Here is an 18834-nt window from a genome sequence, read left to right as displayed (position 1 = left end):
GCCCGGGCCGCGTATCTTCCATCTGCCGGGTCATGCCGGCTCCCGTCGGTTCACGACCGACAAGGCATCGGCCTCGGTCACTTCGAGGTACTGCGCCCGCCCGCCCAAGGCGTCGAACAGGCCCACCTCCGTCCCCGTCATCCACGCCTGCGCCCCGAGCGCGCAGATTTCGTCGTAGAGCGCGGCCCGGCGCGCTTCGTCGAGATGAGCCGCCACCTCGTCCAGCAGAAGCACCGGGGGGCGACCGACCTGCGCCTGCAAGGCCCGTGCGTTCGCCAGGATCAGGCTGATGAGCAACGCCTTCTGCTCTCCGGTCGAACAGTCACGGGCGGGCACGCCCTTGCCGGCGAAGACCGCCTCCAGATCGCCGCGATGCGGGCCCGACAACGTGCGCCCGGCGGAAAGATCCCGTGCGCGGCCTTCGGCAAAGGCGGCGCGCAAGGCCTCGGCCCCCTGTGCGGGAATCGCACTGCCGTCCGAAAGGGAAAGATCGGCTGCAGGAAAGGCCGTCTCGGCCCCGTCTTGGGCCGTTCGCAAGGCCTCAAGGCAGGCAATGCGGTTGGCCTGCACCTGGGCGCCCGCCTCGGCCATGCGCGCTTCGAGAGCGGCGTACCAATGCGCGTCGCGCACCATGTCCTTGAGCAGGCGATTGCGCTCACGCATCGCCCGCTCGTAGCTCAACGAGGCCTCAGCGTGATCGGGTACAAAGGACAAGGTCGCCCGGTCCAGGAACCGTCGACGCCCTTCGGCCCCTTCGATCCACAACCGGTCCATCGCCGGAATGAGCCAGAGCACCCGCAAGACGGAAGCCAGCGCCGTCTGCGTCGTGGCCTTGCCGTCGATTCGCACGTCGCGGGTGGCCGTGCCTTCCGCCCCGGTCTCGATCTCGATCGTATGGTTGGCCTCCACACGGGCGGCGACCTTCCAGCCAAGGGACTCGGGCTTGCGGGCCACCTCTCCGGTGGCCGCGCGCCGCAAGCCGCGGCCGGGCGACAGAAAGGAGATCGCCTCAATCAGGTTGGTCTTGCCCGCGCCGTTCGGTCCAAAGATCGCCACGGGCCGCGGGTCGACGTCCAGCCGCGCCTGCCGGTGCGAGCGAAAGTGCGACAGTCGCAGATGCGACAAGCTCAGCCCGCCCAAGCGAGGTCCTCCCTTCTTCCAGCCGGAAATACCTCCGCCGGAGGCATCGGGTTTTCGAAGGAAACCGGAAGGATCACACCCGCATCGGCATCACGACATAGACCGCGGACGTGTCGTTGCCTTCGCGCATCAGGGTCGGGTCGCCGGAGGAGTTGAACAGGAACACTGCGTTCTCGCGGTCCACCTGGCTCGCGATTTCCAGCAGGTATTTGGCGTTGAAGCCAATTTCGAGCCGTTCGTCGGAATAGGCGACGGCCAACTCTTCCTCGGCGTTGCCCGAATCGGGGGCGTTGACCGAGAGGACCAGTCGATCCTCTTCCAGTTGCAACTTGACCGCGCGCGAGCGCTCGGAACTGACTGTCGCGACCCGGTCCACCGCCTTGGCGAAATCCGAGGCATCGACTTCCAGCTTGCGGGTGTTTCCGGTGGGAATGACGCGGGTGTAGTCAGGGAAGGTCCCGTCGATGACCTTGGACGTCAGCGTAATGTCGGGCGTTGCAAACCGCACCTTCGTCTCGGACACGGAGACGGCCACTTGCAGGTCGTCGTCGTCCAGAAGCTTGCGCAATTCGCCTACGGTCTTGCGGGGCACGATGACGCCCGCCATGCCCGCGGCCCCTTCCGGCAGATCCGCGTCGATCCGGGCCAGCCGGTGGCCGTCGGTGGCCACGCAGCGCAGGGTTTTCCCGCCCTCGCCATCGGCTTCGTGCATGTAGACCCCGTTGAGGTAATACCGCGTCTCTTCCGTCGAGATCGCGAATTTCGCCTTGTCGAAGAGGCGCCGCAACACCGGGGCAGGGGCGTTGAAATTGGTGGTGTAATCGCTCGTCGCCATCACCGGGAAATCTTCACGCGGAAGGGTCGCGAGCTGGAAGTTCGACCGGCCGGCCTGGATCGTCAGACGTTGGGTGGCGCTGTCTTCGGACAGGGTCACGAGTGCGCCGTCGGGCAGCTTGCGCACGATCTCGTTCAAGGTGACGGCGGCGACGGTCGTGGCCCCGGCGCGGTCGACCTTCGCGGGCGCGCGGTCCACGACCTCGATATCGAGGTCGGTGGCGCGGAACTGGACGGTGTCCCCTTCGGCCTCGATCAGCACGTTCGCCAGGATCGGGATGGTGTTGCGCCGCTCGACGACCGATTGCGCCTGCGCCACGGCCTTCAGAAGGCTGGCCCGTTCGATACTGAATTTCATGGTCGTCCCCGTCGTTGCCCGGCCACACGTTGCCCGGACCGAGACGCTACCGCTTTTGCCCGGGCGTTCAAGCGCTTCGCGCAGATTTTGTGGACCTGTGGCCTACTCTTCCAAGGCGCGGCGCAGATTCTCGATGTCGTCGGCGATCTGGCTGTCGGTCTGGGACAATTCCTCGATCTTGCGGACCCCATGCATCACGGTGGTGTGGTCGCGCTTGCCGAAACGGCGTCCGATGTCGGGCAGGGACCGGCTGGTCATCGTCTTGGCCAGATACATCGCCACCTGACGGGGGCGCGCGAAGTTGCGCACGCGCTTCGGTCCCAGCAGATCCGACAGGCGAATGTGGTAATAGTCCGACACCTTGCGCTGGATTTCCTCCACCGTGACCTTGCGATCGTTGGCCCGCAGCGTGTCTGCCAGGCAATCCTGCGTCTGCGCCATGTCGATCGGACGACCCACGAGGCTCGCGTGTGCGAAAAGCCGCACCAAGGCCCCTTCGAGCACGCGCACGTTCGTGGTGATCCGCTGGGCCAGGAATTCCAGCACGCCGGGCGCGACCTCGAGGTCGGGGTAGTTCGACAGCTGCTCTTCGGTCTTGGACTGCAGGACGCCCAGCCGCAACTCGTAATCGGTCGGGTGCAGGTCGACCACGAGGCCGGACTGCAGGCGGGACTTCATCCGGTCCTCGAGGTCCTTGATCTCGTTGGGCATCCGGTCGGAAGAGAGGATAATCTGCTTGCGGGCATCCACCAACGCGTTGAACGTGTGGAAGAACTCCTCCTGCGTGGAATCCTTGCCGCCCATGAACTGGACGTCGTCGACCAAAAGCACGTCGACGCTGCGCAGCATGTGCTTGAATTCCATCATCCGGCGTTCGCGCAGGGCCGTGATGAAGCGATACATGAACCGCTCGGCGGACAGGTACAGGACCTTTAGCTCCGGCTGCCGGGCGCGCAACTCGTGAGCGATGGCATGCATGAGGTGCGTCTTGCCGAGGCCGACGCCGGAATAAAGGAACAGCGGATTGAAGGTCACGTCACCGCCCTCGGCGACCCGGCGGGCCGCGGCGTGGGCCAGCTCGTTGGGCTTGCCGACGACGAAGGTGTCGAAGGTCAGGCGCGGGTCGAGCGGAAGCCCCAGGGGATCGTCCTCTCCACCGAAATCGGCGGTGGCGCTGGCAGCCGTCGTCGCCGCGGGGGAGGGGGCGGGCGCCTTCGCGGAGGCCTGTGCCGCGCGGTCGGCATCGACCCTGAAGGCCAGCCGGTCGGTGGCCTGCCCGTTGCGGTTGAACCCGTAGAGGATCTGGTCCCCGAAGTTCTGGTCGACGTAATTGCCGATGAAGGTCGTGGGCACCGTGAAGACCACGGTATTGTCTTCCACCCCTTCGTAATCCAGCGAGGCGATCCAGCTTTGGAACTTGGCCCGGCTGATGTTCTTGCGAAGGTCGTCCTGTACCCGTCCCCACACGGTTTGATCGCCCATGATCTTCTTGCCCTATCTCCAGTTTCTGACGACGGACCCGTGGTCCGCCACGATCCGACAACCGGTCCGGGGCATTCGGCCTGCGCCGGATCTATGCCCGACTGACCCAGCCAAAGGTCGCCCGGCCCACCCGCGAGGGTCGGCAAGGGCGATGACGGTCACGACAGATACGGGTGGTCCAGGCAAGCAGCATGCCCGGTTCCCGCAGACGAACGGCGAGAGCCCACGGCAATCGCCGTGCGCGGATCGCTTCATCCTGTCGGTAGCGCGGAAGAGGGACTAAAACGCGAGGCTGCCGAACACCGGCCAAATCCCGTCCCCGTCCTTCCGCAACCCCTGTCGTTCCCCCCGGAACGTTGTGAATCGCTCGATTAAACTACCAAGCGGAGCGACCGAGACAACAACACAACGCGCTTGACTCAAGCCTTGATCGCTCCGAATCCCGGACCCCTTTGATCTGTCACAAAACTTTTGGATAAGGCCGAAACGGAACGAAAAAGCGCGCCCGAAAGGGGCGCGCTGGGCGGTGGCAACGGTGCCACGGGTCGGGCCGAACGGCCCTGTCGGGATCAGGCCAGAGCCTTCACCCGCGAGGCCAGGCGCGACATCTTGCGCGCGGCGGTGTTCTTGTGAACGACGCCCTTCGAGACGCCGCGCATCAGCTCGGGCTGAGCTTTCTTTAGCGCGTCGGCCGCGGCTGCCTGATCGCCCGAGGCGATCGCCTCCTCGACCTGGCGCAGGTAGGTGCGAATGCGCGAGCGGCGCATCTTGTTGACGGCAAAACGGGCTTCGTTCTGCTTGGCGCGCTTCTTGGACTGGGGAGTGTTGGCCATGATCTGGATCCTTCGGGTCGGTCAAAATACTGCAAGAGCGCCTGAACGGCCCGCCCGGGTCTGGATGCCGGGTTGATCTGCCAAAGCGGGCATCACGCGCATGTCGGGCGGGCTATAAAGTGCGGGCCCGGCTTTGGAAAGCCCCTATTTGTCGCGGAACTGGGGTTCGCGCTTTTCGGTGAAGGCGGCCATGCCTTCCTTCTGGTCCTGCGTGGCGAAGAGACCGTAGAAGGTCCGCCGCTCGTAATTCAGGCCTTCGGCCAGCGTCGTCTCGTAGGCGCGGTTCACGCAATCCTTGACCGCCGTGCTGGCCAGAAGGGACTTGCTGGCGATCTTGGCCGCGGCGGACCGCGCTTCCTCCATCAGCTTGCGGGCGGGGACGACCCGGCTCACGAGGCCCGATTGCAGCGCCTCCTCGGCGTCCATGAAGCGGCCCGTCAGGTTCATGTCCATCGCCTTCGCCTTGCCGATGACCCGGGTCAGTCGCTGGGTGCCGCCCAGTCCCGCGATCACGCCCAGGTTGATCTCGGGCTGGCCGAACTTGGCGGTGTCGGAGGCGATGATGAAGTCGCACATCATCGCAAGCTCGCAGCCGCCGCCCAGGGCATAGCCCGAAACCGCGGCGATCATCGGCTTGCGGATCGCGCCGATCCGCTGGGCCTCGCGCTTGAAATAGGACTGACCGACCATCTCGACGTAGGATTTGTCGGCCATCTCGGTGATGTCGGCACCGGCGGCGAAGGCCTTTTCCGAGCCCGCGATGATGATGCAGCGGCATTCGTCGGACCTGTCGGCCTCTTCCAGCGCATCGCAGACCTCGTTCAGAAGCTGCTGGTTCAGCGCGTTCATCGCGTCGGGGCGGTTGAGCGTGATGACGGTGACGTCGTCGGCGTTGTCGACTGTGATGGTCTCAAAGGCCATGAAGCACCTCGTTCATTCGGGTCAGAGACCTGTGTTGGCCCAAAGCGCCGAACCGTTCAAGTCATCTTTGGCAAGCCGGGCAAAAGAAGGAGGACCGCCCCGACTGCACGATCCGGCGGATGACGCCGGGGCAGGCGGGGCGTGGACAGGGCGCGCCTTCGCGGTCGTAGACGGCGAATTCGTGCTGGAAGTAGCCCAGATCGCCATCCGCCTGTCGATAGTCCCGCAGCGACGAACCCCCCGCCGCGATCGCCTCCGTCAGGACCTCTCGAATCAGTGGCACGAGGCGCGCGACCCGCGCGGCGGAGATCCGGCCGGCCTTTCGGGCCGGGTGGATGCCCGCCCGGTGCAGCACCTCGCAGACGTAGATGTTGCCCAGGCCCGCCACGATCCGCTGGTCCAGAAGTGCTGCCTTAATCGGCGTGTTGCGACCCTTGAGGCGGGCGACGAGGTAGGATTCGTCGAAATGGTTCGAGAGAGGCTCCGGCCCGATGTCGCGGATCAGCCAATGGTCCTCCTCGGACCCCGTGGCCATCAGATCCATCGCTCCGAACCGACGCGCATCGTTGAAGGTGACTCGCGCGCCGTGATCCATGTGCAACACCACGTGGTCATGCTTGGCGGGGGCGGGATGGTCGTGATGGAAATCACCGACCCGCGCCCCGGACACCAGCATCCGGCCGGACATGCCAAGGTGGACCAGCAGCGTCTCCTTGCTGTCGAGATCGGCGAGGATGTACTTCGATCGTCGCCGCAACCGTTCGACCCTGGCCCCCGTCAGCCGGTCCGCCATGCGTTCGGGGAACGGCCAGCGCAGGTCGGGGCGGTTCACCTCCGCCCGCGCGATCCGCCGCCCTTCCATCGCGGGGGCGAGCCCGCGGCGGACGGTTTCGACTTCTGGCAGTTCGGGCATGATGGTTCCTTACTGTCGCACGCCGTTGTAGGGACTGGGCAGCACCCTACATCTGGGGGGATTGAGACAGGACCGCAAGACCATGACTGACGGACGCAAGACCACCCATTTCGGCTACCAGACCGTGGACGAGGACGAGAAGGCCGGCCGGGTGCAGGGCGTTTTCTCGTCAGTGGCATCCCGCTACGACGTGATGAACGACGTGATGTCGGGCGGTGTCCACCGGCTGTGGAAGGACGCCATGATGGATTGGCTGGCCCCACGTTCCGGCCAGCGGCTGCTGGACGTGGCGGGGGGGACGGGTGACATCTCCTTCCGGTTCCTGCGGCGCGCGGGTGAAGGGCATGCCACCGTGCTCGACCTGACCGAGCCGATGCTGGTCGAAGGTCGCAAGCGGGCAGAAGCAGATCGCATGGCCGGCCAGCTCGACTGGGTCGTGGGGGACGCGATGGCGCTGCCGTTCGAGGACGCCACCTTCGACGTCTACACCATCAGCTTCGGCATCCGGAACGTGACCCGCCCGCAGGATGCGCTGGCGGAGGCCTTCCGCGTGCTCAAGCCCGGCGGTCGCCTGATGGTGCTGGAGTTCAGCCAGCTGCCCAACCCGATGATGCAGAAGGCCTACGACGCCTACAGCTTCAACGTGATCCCGCGCATGGGGCAGGTGATCGCGAACGACCGCGACAGCTACCAGTACCTCGTCGAATCGATCCGACGCTTTCCCGATCAGGACACCTTCCTGTCGATGATCCGCCAGGCCGGGTTCGAGAACGCGCGCTACCGCAACCTGACGATGGGCGTGGCCGCGCTGCATTCGGGCTGGAAGCTGTAGGATGCGCGGACCGCACAACATCGTCCGGCTGATCCGCACCGGCGCCACGCTGGAGCGGACCGGCGCGATGGAGGTCGTCATGGACGCCTTCGAGGTGGGGCCCGTCCTGCGCGGCGTGCTGCGCGGCATCGTCTGGCCATTCCGGTGGCTGGGCTACCGTGGGGACGAAACCATGCCTCCGGCCGTGCGTGCGCTGACTGCGCTGGGACCGGCCTACATCAAGTTCGGCCAGGTCCTGTCGACCCGCCCCGACGTGGTCGGCGACGAATTGGCCGTGCAACTGCGCGTGCTGCAGGACAAGTTGCCGCCCTTCCCGGTCGAGGAGGCTCGGGCGGAAGTGCGCCGCGAGTTGGGCGTGTCGGTCGACGACACGTTCAGCGTCTTCTCGGACCCGGTGGCCGCGGCGTCGCTGGCGCAGGTCCACAAGGCCACCCTGCGCGAAACCGGCGAGGACGTCGCCGTGAAGATCCTGCGCCCCGGGATCGAGCGTGCCTTCCGCCGCGACATCGACGCCTTCTACTTCGCGGCACGGGTGATCGAGGTCTTCTCGCCGTCCTACCGCCGGTTGCGCCCGATGGACGTGATCACGCACTTCGAAGGCGTGGTCATGGGGGAGCTGGATTTGCGGCTCGAAAGCTCCGCGGCGGCCGAATTCGCGGCCAACACGGCGGATGACGCAGGCTTTTCCGTGCCGAAGATCCGCTGGCACCTGTCGGGTCGCCGGGTGATGACGCTGGACTGGGTCGATGGCATCGGCGCAGGCGACAACGCGGCGCTGGATGCCGCGGGCCTGGACCGCCGTGCGCTGGCGGATCGGGTTCTCAAACTGTTCCTGAACCACGCCCTGCGCGACGGCTATTTCCACGGCGACATGCACCAGGGTAACCTCAAGATCGCGCGCGACGGGACGATCATCGCTTATGATTTCGGGATCATGGGGCGGATCGACGAATACACGCGTCGCGTCTACGCCGAGATCCTGTTCGGGTTCATCCGCAAGGACTACCAGCGCGTCGCGGAAGTCCATTTCGAGGCCGGGTATGTCCCACCTCACATGGACGTCGACGAATTTGCGCGCGCCCTGCGCGCGGTGGGTGAGCCGATCTTCGGAATGGACGCCAGCCGCATCTCGATGGGGCGACTGCTGGCCTACCTTTTCGAGGTGACCGAACGGTTCGGGATGGAAACCCGGACCGAACTGATCCTGCTGCAGCGCACCATGGTCGTCGTCGAAGGAGTCGCACGATCTCTCGATCCGCACATGAACATCTGGCAGTCCGCCAAGCCGGTCGTCACGGATTACGTCAGCAAGAGCATCGGCCCACGCGCGCTGCTGGACGATCTGCGACGCACGGCGCTGGTGCTCGCCCGCTTCGGTCCGCAATTGCCGCGCCTGGCCGAGGACGCGTTGATCCGGTTGAACAACCCCCCGCCGCCACCCAAACCACAGCGCCGTCGGGCGCGCGCCGCCTGGGCCGGGCTTGGAGCGAGTGTCGTCGCGGTGCTCTGGGCGCTGACGGAGGTGCTCTGAGCTTACGAGGTCCGCAGGCTCGGGTCGCGGATGGCGCTGATGGCACTGGCCGATAGAGCCTGTCCGCTGGCGAGGACGACGAAGGTCTCGCCATCCTTGATCTGGACCTCCGACACCGTGGCGTAGGTGCTGGAAGGCGTCTCTGCGATGACTTCCCCGGCAGAGATGCTGCGCGTCTCGAAACTGTAGGTGCCGTGCGGCAAGGTCTGCCCGGCCTCGGTCTGACCGGACCAGACCACGGGATCGCCGCCCGTTTCGATCGAAATCGTCTGCACCGTTGCGCCCGCCGCGTCCTTGACGATCAGCTGTGCCGAGGTCGCGCCGCGCGCCGGGCTGGGCAGGAGTGTCAGGGGGGTGCCGTCGAAGGCGACTGCGGCTTCGGTTCGCGCTTCCTTGCCGACCCACCCCGCCAACTCGCTCAACCCGCCGGCCGCGAGCTGGCCCGCCATCTGGCGCAGCAGGTCGTTGGTCTGGACCTGCTGCTCCACCCCCGAAAAGGTCGCGAGCTGCGTCGCGTAATCGGCCGAATCGACCGGATCGAGCGGGTCCTGGTTCTGCATCTGGACCGTCAGCATCCGCAGGAAGGTGTCGAAATCCGAATTGATGCCCTCCTTCTTCGGTGCTGCCGCCGTCGCGGCGGCGGGCAGTGAAGAGGATGAGGTCGTTTGAATCGTATCCATGGGGAACCCTTCAGACTTTCAGATCGAGACCGCCGGAAATTCCGGTGAACGCCGGGGGCGGTGAGGTGGGAATGCCGTCGGTGCTTGGTTCGTCAGCGGCTCCCGGCGGAGCGGACGCGCTGGTCCCGCGATCGGAAGTGGCTCTTTCGCCACCCGTCGAGATATCCATTGTCAGGTTGTTGTAGCCCATCTGGCGAAATTCGCTTGCCAGCGTCTCGGCATGGCGCCGCATGAGATCCGCCGTTTCAGGGCGGTCGACCTGGATGACGAGCGTCAGCATACTGTCCTGCGCCTGGATCGACATGCGCACGCGCCCGAGCTCCGCGGGATTGAGGGAGACCTCCACCTGATTGTCCCGGCGTGTCACGACGGCGGAGGCGAGTTGCTGGGCGACCGCCGCGGCCTGCGACCCCGTCGGATTATTGGAGGCGGCTGCGACCGGCGAAGAAGAGGAAAGCGTTGCGGGTCCTGCAGCTATGCCCGGGTCGATCGAAGAATCCTCGACACGCAAGCCGTTTCGATTGCTTTCCGCCACCTGCAACTGGTCGAAGGTCCCCCCGACGCTTGTGCGAATCGCCGAACCATCCGGGCGCGCCGCCGCGCGGAAGGCGATGACGGAAGCCGCTTGGCTCACTTGCGTGTCGGGCCGAAAAGGCTCCGCCGGTCGCGGGGCGGGGTCCGGTCGCGGGCGCTCGGACAGCCCCTGATCTTCGAAGGCCGAACGGTCGTCCATCGCAAGCCCGGCAGCACTCTCCGTCTTAGGAATCGCGGCAGTGGCGGACGCCAGCGTCGGCGCCGCCTCCTGCACGCGCTGGACCGCGCCGGGAGCGAGAACCGGTTCGGAAGTCTTTCCCCGTGCCCCGGGGTCTGGCGGTCGATTCAGGCGCCCCGGGTCGGACAGGATTGCCGCAAGCTCTGTTTTTCCGTGGCCGCGTGGGGCTGGCCTCTTTCCGTGCGGTTCGTCTCGTTCGACCGCTGCCATGTCGGGGCGCATCATGGGCGCAGGCTCCGCGCGCGCAGACCGCCTGAAGTGCGTCTGCCCGGCTTCGGACTTTCCCACGACCACTTGGCGAGGCGTCGGATTTTCCTGGGGTCGGTCCGGGTTCATAGGCTGATCCCGTGATCTGATCGGGCCAAGCGCCTCCCCCGACACCCCGGAGGGAAGGTGTCCCGGCTCTGCAGGCACATTCGGGCGGGCGAGATGAGGTCCTGCGGAAACCGAGGGGGAACTGCCCTGCACGGCATGGATGTTCGGTTGCGACATCTTTGCCTCCGCGCCGGTGAGGCCATGCGAAGGAGCGGTCGATTCGTCCGACGCGACGGCCCCCCCGCCACCGGTCCTGACATCGACCATCGAAGACAAGCGGGCGAGCGGGTCCGGTCGTCGCGGCGCAAGATCTTCGCCATTGCCGTCCCGTACCGGCGCACCGATGGCCGAGGGATCGGGTCGAGCGGCGCGGACCATCGCGAGCGGCGCGGCGATCGCCCTTTCGACCGGACCCGCTGCAGCATTCCGATCCGGATCTTGCGAGATCGAAGAAAGCTCCCGCGCGGCCACCGGCAACGACGCTATCATCGGCCCTTGTGAGGCCCGTTCTTGACGGTCCATCGTTCCTTCGAAGGAAGCGCTTCCGTCCGCCTCGTTTTCGCGCAGGATCGGGACACCACCATCAAGGTCGGGCTTGGCCGGTTCCGAGGGGGTGGGCCCGGCGGATAGATCCAAGCCGGGGCCCGGTGGGACCATGCCCTCGGGGCCCGCGTCAGGCGACAACTCGCCATGGGCGCCCTCGGTGTCCGAATGCGCCTTGCCGGAGTTCGACCGATCCGACGCGGTGCGCTCCACCTTGGCCAACGCCTCCGCGAAAGCTGCTTGAGTGTCGCCGGACCCGGCGGATCCATTCTGACCCGGCTGCTTCGGGGCGGCCCCTGATGTGACGGCTGCAATCTGCATCGTTTTCCCTTCTGGCGATGGCGTGGACCATGGCCGGGGAAAGTTAGGAAAGGTTTTACCGGACAGGTCCATGTTGAAAGAAACGTGCAGGAGGCCAGAATGACCCCGATTCCCGTCCCGCCCGCGCCATCGGCGCCGCTGTCGCCCATGCCCGGGGGACAGCAGAACCTCAAGTTGCTCAAGGCCGCCCAGGATCTGGAGGCGACGTTCCTGTCCGAGATGCTGAAGGCCATGAAGTTCGATACGGTAGCCGGCGGGTTCGGATCCAACCAGGGGGCCGAGCAGTTCGGATCGTTCCTGCGCGACGCACAGGCCGAGAAACTGGTGCAGGCCGGTGGGATCGGTTTGGCCGAAGCCCTGTTCAACGCGATGATGGCCCGGGCCGATGCGTGATCCCGTTGCCGACTTTCTCGATTTGCTGAACGAGGAACGCGCGCTTCTGCTCGAAGGGCGCAGCGACGGGCTGGCCGATCTGGCCGCGCGCAAGGAAAGTCTGGCGGCCACGCTCGAAGCGTCGCGTCCGACACGCGGCGATCTGGTGCGCATCGCGCAGGCGATGTCCCGGAGCGAATCGCTGCTCACGGCCTGCCGGAACGGCCTGCGCGACGCCCACGCGCGGCTGGAACAGGTCCGCAGCGTCCGCGCGGGTCTGAACCACTATACCAGGAACGGCACGGTCGAGACGATCGCCGCCACGGGCCCCGCACTGGAAAAGCGCGCCTGATTTACGGAAAACTGGAACTATTTCGCATCGCCACCGCACGCGGCTCTTAACGATACGTAGACGGTTCGGGTGCCAGAAAGACCCCGTCCAGAACGGACACCGGGATCGTCCCATCAGTCAGAATGACTTTTCCCAAAGGACGCCAAAACCGGCGTCGTTCCCTAGACATAGGGCGGTAAAGCCGTCCGGAAACAGGATACGATACATGTCAAGCATTCTGACCAACAACGGCGCGATGGTCGCGCTGCAAACCCTCCAGGGTATCAACAAGGATCTGGGCAAGACCCAATCGATGATCTCGACCGGTAAATCCGTCGAATCCGCGCGCGACAACACTGCTGTCTGGGCCATCTCCAAGCAGATGGAATCGGACGTGAAGGGCTTCAAGGGCATCTCCGAGAGCCTGTCGCTGGGTAGCAGCACGGTGGCCGTGGCCCGCAACGCCTCCGAAACCGTCACGGAGCTTCTGACCGAGATCAAGGGCAAGATCGTCTCCTCGCAGGAAGCGAACGTCGACCGCGAGAAGATCCAGACCGACATCGACGCGCTGACCGACCAGATCAAATCCGTGACCGGCGCCGCCCAGTTCAACGGTCTGAACCTGCTCAGCAACTCCGAGACCGAGGCGGGATCCCGTAACGTCGATGTCCTGTCGTCGCTCGACCGCTCCGCCACCGGTGTCGCCGCCTCCAACATCAGCGTCAGCAAGCAGGACCTGGGAACCGATGCGGCCGTGGCCGGAACCGCCAACCTGGAAGTCGGAACCGCCAACACGGGTCTCGCCGATGGCGCATCGGCCGCCTTCGCGACCTTCGACGGCCTGGGCGCCGACGACACGATGGTCGCCGGGGCCAACTTCGTCGTCTCCGCCGCGGGCATCACGGACACCGTCAGCGGCGATGCGATCGATTTCGGCGCCGACGTCGCATACGTGGCGCGTGACGGCGACACCCTCAAGGACGTGACGAACGCGATGGTTGCCCGTCTGAACACCGCCGCCGAGAAGGCGGGCATGGACGTGTCCTTCGTCGAGAATGCCGACACAGCGGGTCAGATCGACATCGTCAACAACACCGGTGCGACGATCGACACCGATTCCGCTCAGAGCAACCAGTCGGACAACGCCGACCTGGCGACCTTTGAAACGGAAGCCGACGGCACCGTCGGCGGCGGACTCGAACTGATGGACGGCATCGACGTGACCTCGGACGAAGGTGCGGCCGCAGGCCTTGCCGCAATCGAGAGCCTGATCCAGACCTCCATCGACTCTGCCGCGGCCTTCGGTTCGGCAGAGGGCCGGCTGGACACCCAGTCGGAATTCATCGGCAGCCTGACCGACTCGCTCAAGTCCGGAATCGGCACGCTGGTCGATGCCAACATGGAGGAAGCCTCCGCCCGGCTGCAGGCGCTGCAGGTCCAGCAGCAGCTGGCGGTCCAGTCGCTGTCGATCGCCAACCAGGCACCGCAGTCGATCCTGTCGCTCTTCCGCTAAGACACCCAAGCCGGGGGCACCTCGCGTGCCCTCGGCGCCCTTCATAATGGCCGTGACGAATCCGGCTCCCGTTCTCCCCTGTCCCGAAAGGACCCGATGTGAACGCCATCGATCTCGCCCGGCAGGCCTACGCGCCTGTCCGACCTGCCTTGAAGACCGAAAGAGCGGTCGAAGCCCAGCTTCTGACCCGTATTACCGCCCGGTTGACCCAGGCGGGCTCCGATTTCCCCAAGGCCGCAGCCGCGGTGCACGAAAACCGCCGGTTCTGGACGACGATGGCCGCGGACGTCAGCGCGGCCGACAACAAGCTTGCACCCGAATTGCGCGCCCAGATCTTCTACCTCGCAGAGTTCAGCGAGCAGCACGGAGCGCAGTTTCTCAAGGGTAAGGTTGGGCTGGAGCCGCTTATCGACATCAACACGGCGGTGATCCGCGGTCTCAACGGTGTCGGAGCGCACTGATGTCGGGCCTTGTCCTGAAACTCAGCCCCTACGAGCGCGTGCTGATCAACGGCGCCGTCATCGAGAACGGGCATCGCCGCAGCAAGCTGTCGATCGTCACACCCAATGCCAACATCCTGCGCCTGCGCGACGCGATCCGCCCGGACGAGGCGAACACACCCGTCCGCCGGGTGTGCTACATCGCCCAGCTCGTGTTGTCCGGCGACGTCGGCATCGAAGCCTCCACCGCGCAATTGCGCCAGGGAATAGCGCAACTCAAGGCCGCACTCTGCGGGCACGAGGGGCAGGACTGCCTGACCGCCGCCAGCAAGGCGCTGGAAGAGGGCGACTTCTACCGCGTCCTCAAGTCCTTGCGCGGCTTGCTCGACATCGAAACCACGCTCATGGCCGGGCGGGCGAGCTGATGTTCCAGCCGATCCTTCCCCTGACCGGGTATGTCGGCTGGACCTTCCTGCAACGCACGCTGGACACCCAGCAGGAGACGTTTGCCGCTTCCCCGCGGATCGAACGACAGACCGATCATTTCCGCGAGCGGATTGCGGACATCACCACGGCAGAGGATCTGGTCAAGGACCGTCAGCTCTTGCAGGTGGCGCTGGGCGCCTTCGGGCTGGACGAGGATCTGGACAACACGTTCTTCATCCAGAAGATCCTCTCGGAAGGGACCGAAAGCCGCGAGAGCCTGGCCAGCCGCCTGTCGGACGACCGTTACCGTCGGTTGAGCGATGCCTTCGGGTTCGGGTCCTCCCTTGGTGTGCGCACGGGCGATCCGGGGTTCGCGGACCGGATGGTGAGCCAGTTCGAACGTCAGCAGTTCGAACGCGCCGTCGGGGCGCAGGACAACGACATGCGCAGCGCGCTGAACCTCGGCACGGGCCTGTCGCAGATCGTCGAGAAAACCAGGACGAACGACGGTCGCTGGTTTGCCATCATGGGCGATCCCCCCGTGCGCGCCGTCATGGAGAAGGCTCTGAACCTGCCCGGTTCGCTGGCGCAGATCGACATCGACCTGCAGCTCGAGGCCTTCAAGACCAGCGCGAAGAAGACGTTCGGCACCGATCAAGTCGCCGACCTGCAAAGCGACAAGACGCAGGAGGACCTGGTGCGCCTGTTCCTCGTCCGCTCGGAGGCCGCCCGGGTGGCACAGGCCAACGGCGCGACCGTCGCCCTGGCGCTTGTCCAGGCCATTCCGCGCAAGCCGCTCCTTTCACCGGGATTCTGACAGCGCCTTTCTGAGTTGGCGGAAGTGGATTTCCGGTGTGCATTTGTCGATGATCGACAAGAACGCATCGAGCTGTTCCTTGATGGCGACCGCATGGTCCAGCGCCGGATCCGATCCGGCCTGATACAGCCCCGCGCGGATCATCATCTCGGATTCGGCGTGAAGGGACAGGGCGCGGCGGACCTCCCGGATCGTTTCGTTCTCGGCCCGGTTGGCCGCGTCCGGCAAGGAACGGGACACGCTGCGGGGGACGTCGATGGCGGGAAACTGGCCGCGTTCCGCGATCTCGCGGGAAAGCACGATGTGGCCATCGAGAACCCCGCGCAGCATGTCCGCGACCGGCTCCTCCATGTCGGAGCCGGCGACGAGCACGGTGTAGATCGCCGTGATGTCGCCCATCTCTGCCGTCCCGGGGCCTGCCCGTTCGCACAGATGCGCCACCATTCCGGCGGTGGAAGCGGGATGTCCGCGCAGGTTTGCCGTCTCTCCTGCGGCGACGGTCACTTCGCGATGCGCTTCGCAGAAACGCGTCACCGAATCGATCAGGAGAAGCACTTGCTGGCCACGGTCCCGAAAGTGCTCGGCCACGGCCGTCGCGGTTTGGGCGCAGCGCCGCCGGACCTGTGGCGCCCGGTCCGAGGTCGCGGCGACCAGGACGCTGCGCGCCATCCCCTCCGGGCCAAGGACGTTGGCCACGAAATCCTGCACTTCGCGCCCACGTTCCCCCACCAGTGCAATGACGATCACGTCGGCCTCGACCCCGCGGGCGAGGTTGCCCAGCAAGGTCGATTTTCCGACGCCGGAGCCCGCGAAGATGCCGATCCGCTGGCCGCGCACGAGGGGCAGCACCGTGTTCAGCGCCGCCACGCCGGTGCTCAGGCGGGGCCCAAAGCCACGCCGTCCGTGGGCCGCAGGCGGGTCGCGGCGGACCTCGACCGCCTCTGCGCCCGGCAGCAGGGGGCGACCGTCGAGCGGCGCACCGTCAGGATCGACCACGCGACCGATCCAATGGTCCCCCGGCCGCAGCCTGGGCCGCCCGACATGGGCGACCGTCTGGCCCACGTGCAGCCCGGCGGTGGTTCCCTCCACGATGGCCTCGACGCGCTTTTCGTCGAGCTTGACGACCTCCGCCATGACCGCCGCCGCGGGCGTCAGGACGCGCAATCGGTCGCCAAGTCGCGGAAGGCGACCGAACCCTTCCACGGTCACGCTTGCCCCCCCGACCGCGGTGATCCGCGCGCCGGGCGACCGGCAATCAAGATCGCTCAGGGCGCGGCCCAGCAGGTCGAATGGATCGGTCATGGTCGATTTCCTCGGCTCAACTCACCTTCTTTTAAGGAATCACCCTTAATCCTTCGTGCATCGCCAAAAGGGAGAATCCCCGATGAACGAACCGCTCGCAGTCTTCAGGCTGTCCGCCGACATGGCGCGCCACGCCGGTCAGGCACAGGCCCAGATCGCGCGCAACATCGCCAATGCCGACACGCCGGGCTACCGCGCGCAAAGCCTGGAATCCTTTACCGATACGCTTGGCGGCATGAGCGGAATCACGCAGCGCACCACGCGTCCGACGCACATGATCCGCGAGGACGTCACCGGGCGGGCCCGGCTGGTCGACAGCGGCAGCGAACCATCCCCCAATGGCAACACCGTCTCGCTCGAGGATGAACTTCTGGGCGCGGCAGAGGTGGCGAGCGATCACCGGCGCGCCCTGACGGTCTACGGCCACGCGATGACGGTCCTGCGGACCAGCATCGGGCGATAGGGGGCGACCATGACTGATTTCGCCGATGCACGGTCCATCATCACCAGCGGCATGCGCGCGCAGGCCGCCCGCCTGCGCCACGTGTCCGAGAACATCGCCAATGCCGACACGCCGGGTTTCCGCCGCAAGACCATCTCGTTCGAGGCGGTCCGCGACAGCGGCGCCGTGCGCGTGGGCCGGATGGAACTGGACCGCACGCCTCTGCCGCAGGTCTACGACCCGGGCCACGTCATGGCCGACGAACGCGGCTACTACGAGGGGTCGAACGTGAACCTTCTGATGGAGGTCACGGACGCACGCGAAGCCCAGCGCAGCTACGAAGCCAACCTCAAGATGTTCGATCAGGTTCGCCAGATGAACCAGGGCCTTCTCGACCTTCTCCGCAGATAGAAACATCAAGCAAAAGAGGTATCGACATGGATATCCGGAACACGCTCGTCGCGCAGAACTACGCGAGCAACCTTGCCGCTGCAAAACCCGAACCCGGTGCGGCCGCGCAGATGGCGGGGGCGGCGCAGGACTTCATGTCCACGCTGCAGGCGTCCGAACAGCAGGCGATGTCCTCGATGACCGGGGGCGGCGATCCGCACAGCCTGGTGCAGGCCCTGGCGCAGACCGAACTGGCGGTCCAGACCGCGGTAACGGTGCGCGACAAGGTGGTCGAGGCCTACCAGGAAATCCTGCGGATGCCGATCTGATGCTGACCGCGTCCGAGTTCTACGACACGCTTCGGCAGGGACTGTGGATCGGCCTGTCGATCTCTGTGCCGATCCTGAGCGTGGCATTGATCGTCGGACTGGCGATCGGCCTTTTCCAGGCGCTGACGTCCATTCAGGAAATGACGCTGACCTTCGTGCCGAAACTCGCCGCCATCGTCGGTGTGTTCTGGATCACGATGGCATTCATGACCGAGCGGCTGGTGAGCTTCTTCCAGATCGCTCTCGTTCCCACCATCGCCGGAGGCTGACCGATGGACAACGCGACCTATGCCGTCCTCACCCGCCAGAGCGGCCTTCTGTCGGAAATGCGGATCGTGGCCAACAACGTGGCGAATGCCTCGACCACGGGGTTCAAGGCCGAAGGCATGGTCTTTTCCGAATACATCAGCAGCCTCGATCACGAACGCGGGGACCTGTCGATGGCTGCCGCCCGGATCAAGTCGACGAACCAGGCACAGGGCACGCTGTCACGGACCGACGGGACCTTCGACCTGGCGATCGAGGGGGACGGATATTTCCTGGTCGAAACGGCAGAGGGACCGCGCCTGACCCGCGCAGGGCATTTTACCTCGGACGGGTTCGGCACGCTGATGACGTCGGACGGGGACCCGGTTCTCGACGTGGGCGGCGCGCCGGTCTTCGTGCCGAACGATGCGGGTCCGGTGGGCATTTCCGCGGACGGCACGATCAGCGCCGAGGGGCGCGCGATCGGGCAGATCGGCCTCGTGGTGCCGCTCGATCCCGACGAGCTGCGCCGCCAGACCGGCACCCTGTTCGACGCGCCAGCGGGCGTCGAACCCGCCCCGCAGGCCCGCGTGCTTCAAGGGTTCCTCGAAGTCAGCAACGTGAACCCGATCCTTCAGATGTCCCGCATGATCGAGGTGCAGCGCGCCTACGAGCTGGGCCAAAGCTTCATGCAACTCGAGGATGACCGCATCCGCGGCGTCATCCAGGCCATGGGCCGCTAACTACAGGA

At 65.8% G+C, this 18834-nt stretch carries 22 protein-coding genes; 13 read left to right on the top strand and 9 right to left on the bottom strand.

The genetic code is table 11. The annotated features are described in order from the left end of the window. Positions 1-30: 30 nt before the first annotated feature. From recF to mutM, 6 genes are all read right to left on the bottom strand, one after another. Positions 31-1140: a DNA replication/repair protein RecF gene (gene recF / locus EU805_RS13075; RefSeq protein ID WP_129764434.1), complete on the bottom strand. Its 1110-nt coding sequence runs from the start codon at positions 1138-1140 to the stop codon at positions 31-33. A gap of 73 nt (positions 1141-1213) precedes the next feature. Further along, complete coding sequence (gene dnaN, locus EU805_RS13070) at positions 1214-2332, bottom strand: DNA polymerase III subunit beta (RefSeq protein ID WP_129764433.1); 1119 nt, start codon at positions 2330-2332, stop codon at positions 1214-1216. 102 nt (positions 2333-2434) lie between these two features. Further along, on the bottom strand, positions 2435-3814 hold the full coding sequence (gene dnaA, locus EU805_RS13065) for a chromosomal replication initiator protein DnaA (protein WP_129764432.1): 1380 nt from the start codon (positions 3812-3814) through the stop codon (positions 2435-2437). A 569-nt stretch (positions 3815-4383) separates the two neighbouring features. Next, positions 4384-4647 (bottom strand): 30S ribosomal protein S20, encoded by a 264-nt coding sequence (rpsT, locus tag EU805_RS13060; protein ID WP_129764431.1) that lies wholly within the window; start codon positions 4645-4647, stop codon positions 4384-4386. Positions 4648-4791: 144 nt separating this feature from the next. Next, complete coding sequence (locus tag EU805_RS13055) at positions 4792-5568, bottom strand: enoyl-CoA hydratase-related protein (protein ID WP_129764430.1); 777 nt, start codon at positions 5566-5568, stop codon at positions 4792-4794. Positions 5569-5629: 61 nt separating this feature from the next. Continuing rightward, positions 5630-6481, bottom strand: coding sequence for a bifunctional DNA-formamidopyrimidine glycosylase/DNA-(apurinic or apyrimidinic site) lyase (gene mutM / locus EU805_RS13050; protein ID WP_129764429.1), 852 nt, complete (start codon positions 6479-6481; stop codon positions 5630-5632). 82 nt (positions 6482-6563) lie between these two features. Between mutM and ubiE the strand changes: the two genes are divergently transcribed. Continuing rightward, positions 6564-7313 carry a bifunctional demethylmenaquinone methyltransferase/2-methoxy-6-polyprenyl-1,4-benzoquinol methylase UbiE gene (ubiE, locus tag EU805_RS13045; protein WP_129764428.1) on the top strand — a complete coding sequence of 250 codons (750 nt, stop codon included), beginning with the start codon at positions 6564-6566 and terminating at the stop codon, positions 7311-7313. 1 nt (position 7314) lies between these two features. Further along, positions 7315-8844 carry a 2-polyprenylphenol 6-hydroxylase gene (gene ubiB, locus EU805_RS13040; RefSeq protein WP_129764427.1) on the top strand — a complete coding sequence of 510 codons (1530 nt, stop codon included), beginning with the start codon at positions 7315-7317 and terminating at the stop codon, positions 8842-8844. A gap of 2 nt (positions 8845-8846) precedes the next feature. Here the strand turns inward: ubiB and EU805_RS13035 are convergent, their stop codons facing one another. Both EU805_RS13035 and EU805_RS13030 read right to left on the bottom strand, forming a co-directional pair. Next, positions 8847-9524 carry a flagellar hook capping FlgD N-terminal domain-containing protein gene (locus EU805_RS13035; RefSeq protein WP_129764426.1) on the bottom strand — a complete coding sequence of 226 codons (678 nt, stop codon included), beginning with the start codon at positions 9522-9524 and terminating at the stop codon, positions 8847-8849. Between the two features lie 10 nt (positions 9525-9534). After that, positions 9535-11475, bottom strand: coding sequence for a flagellar hook-length control protein FliK (locus EU805_RS13030; RefSeq protein ID WP_165351948.1), 1941 nt, complete (start codon positions 11473-11475; stop codon positions 9535-9537). 99 nt (positions 11476-11574) lie between these two features. Here EU805_RS13030 and EU805_RS13025 point away from each other — a divergent pair, with 99 nt between their 5' ends. The 6 genes from EU805_RS13025 (at position 11575) to EU805_RS13000 (ending at position 15374) form a co-directional block, all read left to right on the top strand. Then, positions 11575-11868: a rod-binding protein gene (locus EU805_RS13025; protein ID WP_129764424.1), complete on the top strand. Its 294-nt coding sequence runs from the start codon at positions 11575-11577 to the stop codon at positions 11866-11868. Continuing rightward, positions 11861-12199 carry a hypothetical protein gene (locus EU805_RS13020; protein WP_129764423.1) on the top strand — a complete coding sequence of 113 codons (339 nt, stop codon included), beginning with the start codon at positions 11861-11863 and terminating at the stop codon, positions 12197-12199. Before EU805_RS13025 ends, EU805_RS13020 begins: the two co-directional genes overlap by 8 nt. 205 nt (positions 12200-12404) lie before the next feature. Then, positions 12405-13691 carry a flagellin gene (locus tag EU805_RS13015; RefSeq protein WP_129764422.1) on the top strand — a complete coding sequence of 429 codons (1287 nt, stop codon included), beginning with the start codon at positions 12405-12407 and terminating at the stop codon, positions 13689-13691. Between the two features lie 98 nt (positions 13692-13789). Then, positions 13790-14152, top strand: coding sequence for a flagellar biosynthesis regulator FlaF (flaF, locus tag EU805_RS13010; protein ID WP_129764421.1), 363 nt, complete (start codon positions 13790-13792; stop codon positions 14150-14152). Further along, positions 14152-14556, top strand: a complete 405-nt coding sequence (gene flbT / locus EU805_RS13005; RefSeq protein WP_129764420.1) for a flagellar biosynthesis repressor FlbT — start codon at positions 14152-14154, stop codon at positions 14554-14556. The genes flaF and flbT overlap by 1 nt, the downstream gene beginning before the upstream one ends. After that, positions 14556-15374, top strand: coding sequence for a DUF1217 domain-containing protein (locus tag EU805_RS13000; RefSeq protein ID WP_242494157.1), 819 nt, complete (start codon positions 14556-14558; stop codon positions 15372-15374). The genes flbT and EU805_RS13000 overlap by 1 nt, the downstream gene beginning before the upstream one ends. Here the strand turns inward: EU805_RS13000 and EU805_RS12995 are convergent. Continuing rightward, positions 15360-16676, bottom strand: a complete 1317-nt coding sequence (locus EU805_RS12995; RefSeq protein WP_129764419.1) for a FliI/YscN family ATPase — start codon at positions 16674-16676, stop codon at positions 15360-15362. The two genes, EU805_RS13000 and EU805_RS12995, sit on opposite strands and share 15 nt — an antisense overlap. 82 nt (positions 16677-16758) lie before the next feature. Here EU805_RS12995 and EU805_RS12990 point away from each other — a divergent pair, with 82 nt between their 5' ends. From EU805_RS12990 to EU805_RS12970, 5 genes are read left to right on the top strand one after another with little or no spacing between them, the layout of a single operon-like run. Further along, a complete protein-coding gene (locus EU805_RS12990) occupies positions 16759-17139 on the top strand; it encodes a FlgB family protein (protein WP_129764418.1) in 381 nt (126 codons plus the stop codon). 9 nt (positions 17140-17148) lie between these two features. Beyond that, on the top strand, positions 17149-17529 hold the full coding sequence (gene flgC / locus EU805_RS12985; protein ID WP_129764417.1) for a flagellar basal body rod protein FlgC: 381 nt from the start codon (positions 17149-17151) through the stop codon (positions 17527-17529). A gap of 26 nt (positions 17530-17555) precedes the next feature. Beyond that, positions 17556-17837, top strand: coding sequence for a flagellar hook-basal body complex protein FliE (gene fliE / locus EU805_RS12980; protein WP_129764416.1), 282 nt, complete (start codon positions 17556-17558; stop codon positions 17835-17837). After that, positions 17837-18106, top strand: coding sequence for a flagellar biosynthetic protein FliQ (locus EU805_RS12975; protein WP_129764415.1), 270 nt, complete (start codon positions 17837-17839; stop codon positions 18104-18106). Before fliE ends, EU805_RS12975 begins: the two co-directional genes overlap by 1 nt. 3 nt (positions 18107-18109) lie before the next feature. Continuing rightward, a complete protein-coding gene (locus tag EU805_RS12970; RefSeq protein ID WP_129764414.1) occupies positions 18110-18826 on the top strand; it encodes a flagellar hook-basal body complex protein in 717 nt (238 codons plus the stop codon). Positions 18827-18834 lie beyond the last annotated feature (8 nt).

The sequence above is a fragment of the Salipiger sp. IMCC34102 genome (assembly GCF_004145405.1).
GTDB lineage: Bacteria > Pseudomonadota > Alphaproteobacteria > Rhodobacterales > Rhodobacteraceae > Loktanella.
Note: the sequence above shows the minus strand (reverse complement) of the source record. Positions and strands in the feature narration are given on the sequence as shown.

Excerpts from the sequence above, each read along its gene's own strand:
- flbT (WP_129764420.1), top strand. The coding sequence starts at position 14,152 with ATGTCGGGCCTTGTCCTGAAACTCAGCCCCTACGAGCGCGTGCTGATC.
- EU805_RS12970 (WP_129764414.1), top strand. The coding sequence starts at position 18,110 with ATGGACAACGCGACCTATGCCGTCCTCACCCGCCAGAGCGGCCTTCTG.
- mutM (WP_129764429.1), bottom strand. The coding sequence starts at position 6,481 with ATGCCCGAACTGCCAGAAGTCGAAACCGTCCGCCGCGGGCTCGCCCCC.
- EU805_RS13000 (WP_242494157.1), top strand. The coding sequence starts at position 14,556 with ATGTTCCAGCCGATCCTTCCCCTGACCGGGTATGTCGGCTGGACCTTC.
- EU805_RS13015 (WP_129764422.1), top strand. The coding sequence starts at position 12,405 with ATGTCAAGCATTCTGACCAACAACGGCGCGATGGTCGCGCTGCAAACC.
- EU805_RS13020 (WP_129764423.1), top strand. The coding sequence starts at position 11,861 with ATGCGTGATCCCGTTGCCGACTTTCTCGATTTGCTGAACGAGGAACGC.
- EU805_RS13055 (WP_129764430.1), bottom strand. The coding sequence starts at position 5,568 with ATGGCCTTTGAGACCATCACAGTCGACAACGCCGACGACGTCACCGTC.
- EU805_RS12975 (WP_129764415.1), top strand. The coding sequence starts at position 17,837 with ATGCTGACCGCGTCCGAGTTCTACGACACGCTTCGGCAGGGACTGTGG.
- flgC (WP_129764417.1), top strand. The coding sequence starts at position 17,149 with ATGACTGATTTCGCCGATGCACGGTCCATCATCACCAGCGGCATGCGC.
- EU805_RS13025 (WP_129764424.1), top strand. The coding sequence starts at position 11,575 with ATGACCCCGATTCCCGTCCCGCCCGCGCCATCGGCGCCGCTGTCGCCC.
- EU805_RS13035 (WP_129764426.1), bottom strand. The coding sequence starts at position 9,524 with ATGGATACGATTCAAACGACCTCATCCTCTTCACTGCCCGCCGCCGCG.
- ubiE (WP_129764428.1), top strand. The coding sequence starts at position 6,564 with ATGACTGACGGACGCAAGACCACCCATTTCGGCTACCAGACCGTGGAC.
- dnaA (WP_129764432.1), bottom strand. The coding sequence starts at position 3,814 with ATGGGCGATCAAACCGTGTGGGGACGGGTACAGGACGACCTTCGCAAG.
- rpsT (WP_129764431.1), bottom strand. The coding sequence starts at position 4,647 with ATGGCCAACACTCCCCAGTCCAAGAAGCGCGCCAAGCAGAACGAAGCC.
- EU805_RS12990 (WP_129764418.1), top strand. The coding sequence starts at position 16,759 with ATGAACGAACCGCTCGCAGTCTTCAGGCTGTCCGCCGACATGGCGCGC.
- dnaN (WP_129764433.1), bottom strand. The coding sequence starts at position 2,332 with ATGAAATTCAGTATCGAACGGGCCAGCCTTCTGAAGGCCGTGGCGCAG.
- fliE (WP_129764416.1), top strand. The coding sequence starts at position 17,556 with ATGGATATCCGGAACACGCTCGTCGCGCAGAACTACGCGAGCAACCTT.
- EU805_RS12995 (WP_129764419.1), bottom strand. The coding sequence starts at position 16,676 with ATGACCGATCCATTCGACCTGCTGGGCCGCGCCCTGAGCGATCTTGAT.
- ubiB (WP_129764427.1), top strand. The coding sequence starts at position 7,315 with ATGCGCGGACCGCACAACATCGTCCGGCTGATCCGCACCGGCGCCACG.
- EU805_RS13030 (WP_165351948.1), bottom strand. The coding sequence starts at position 11,475 with ATGCAGATTGCAGCCGTCACATCAGGGGCCGCCCCGAAGCAGCCGGGT.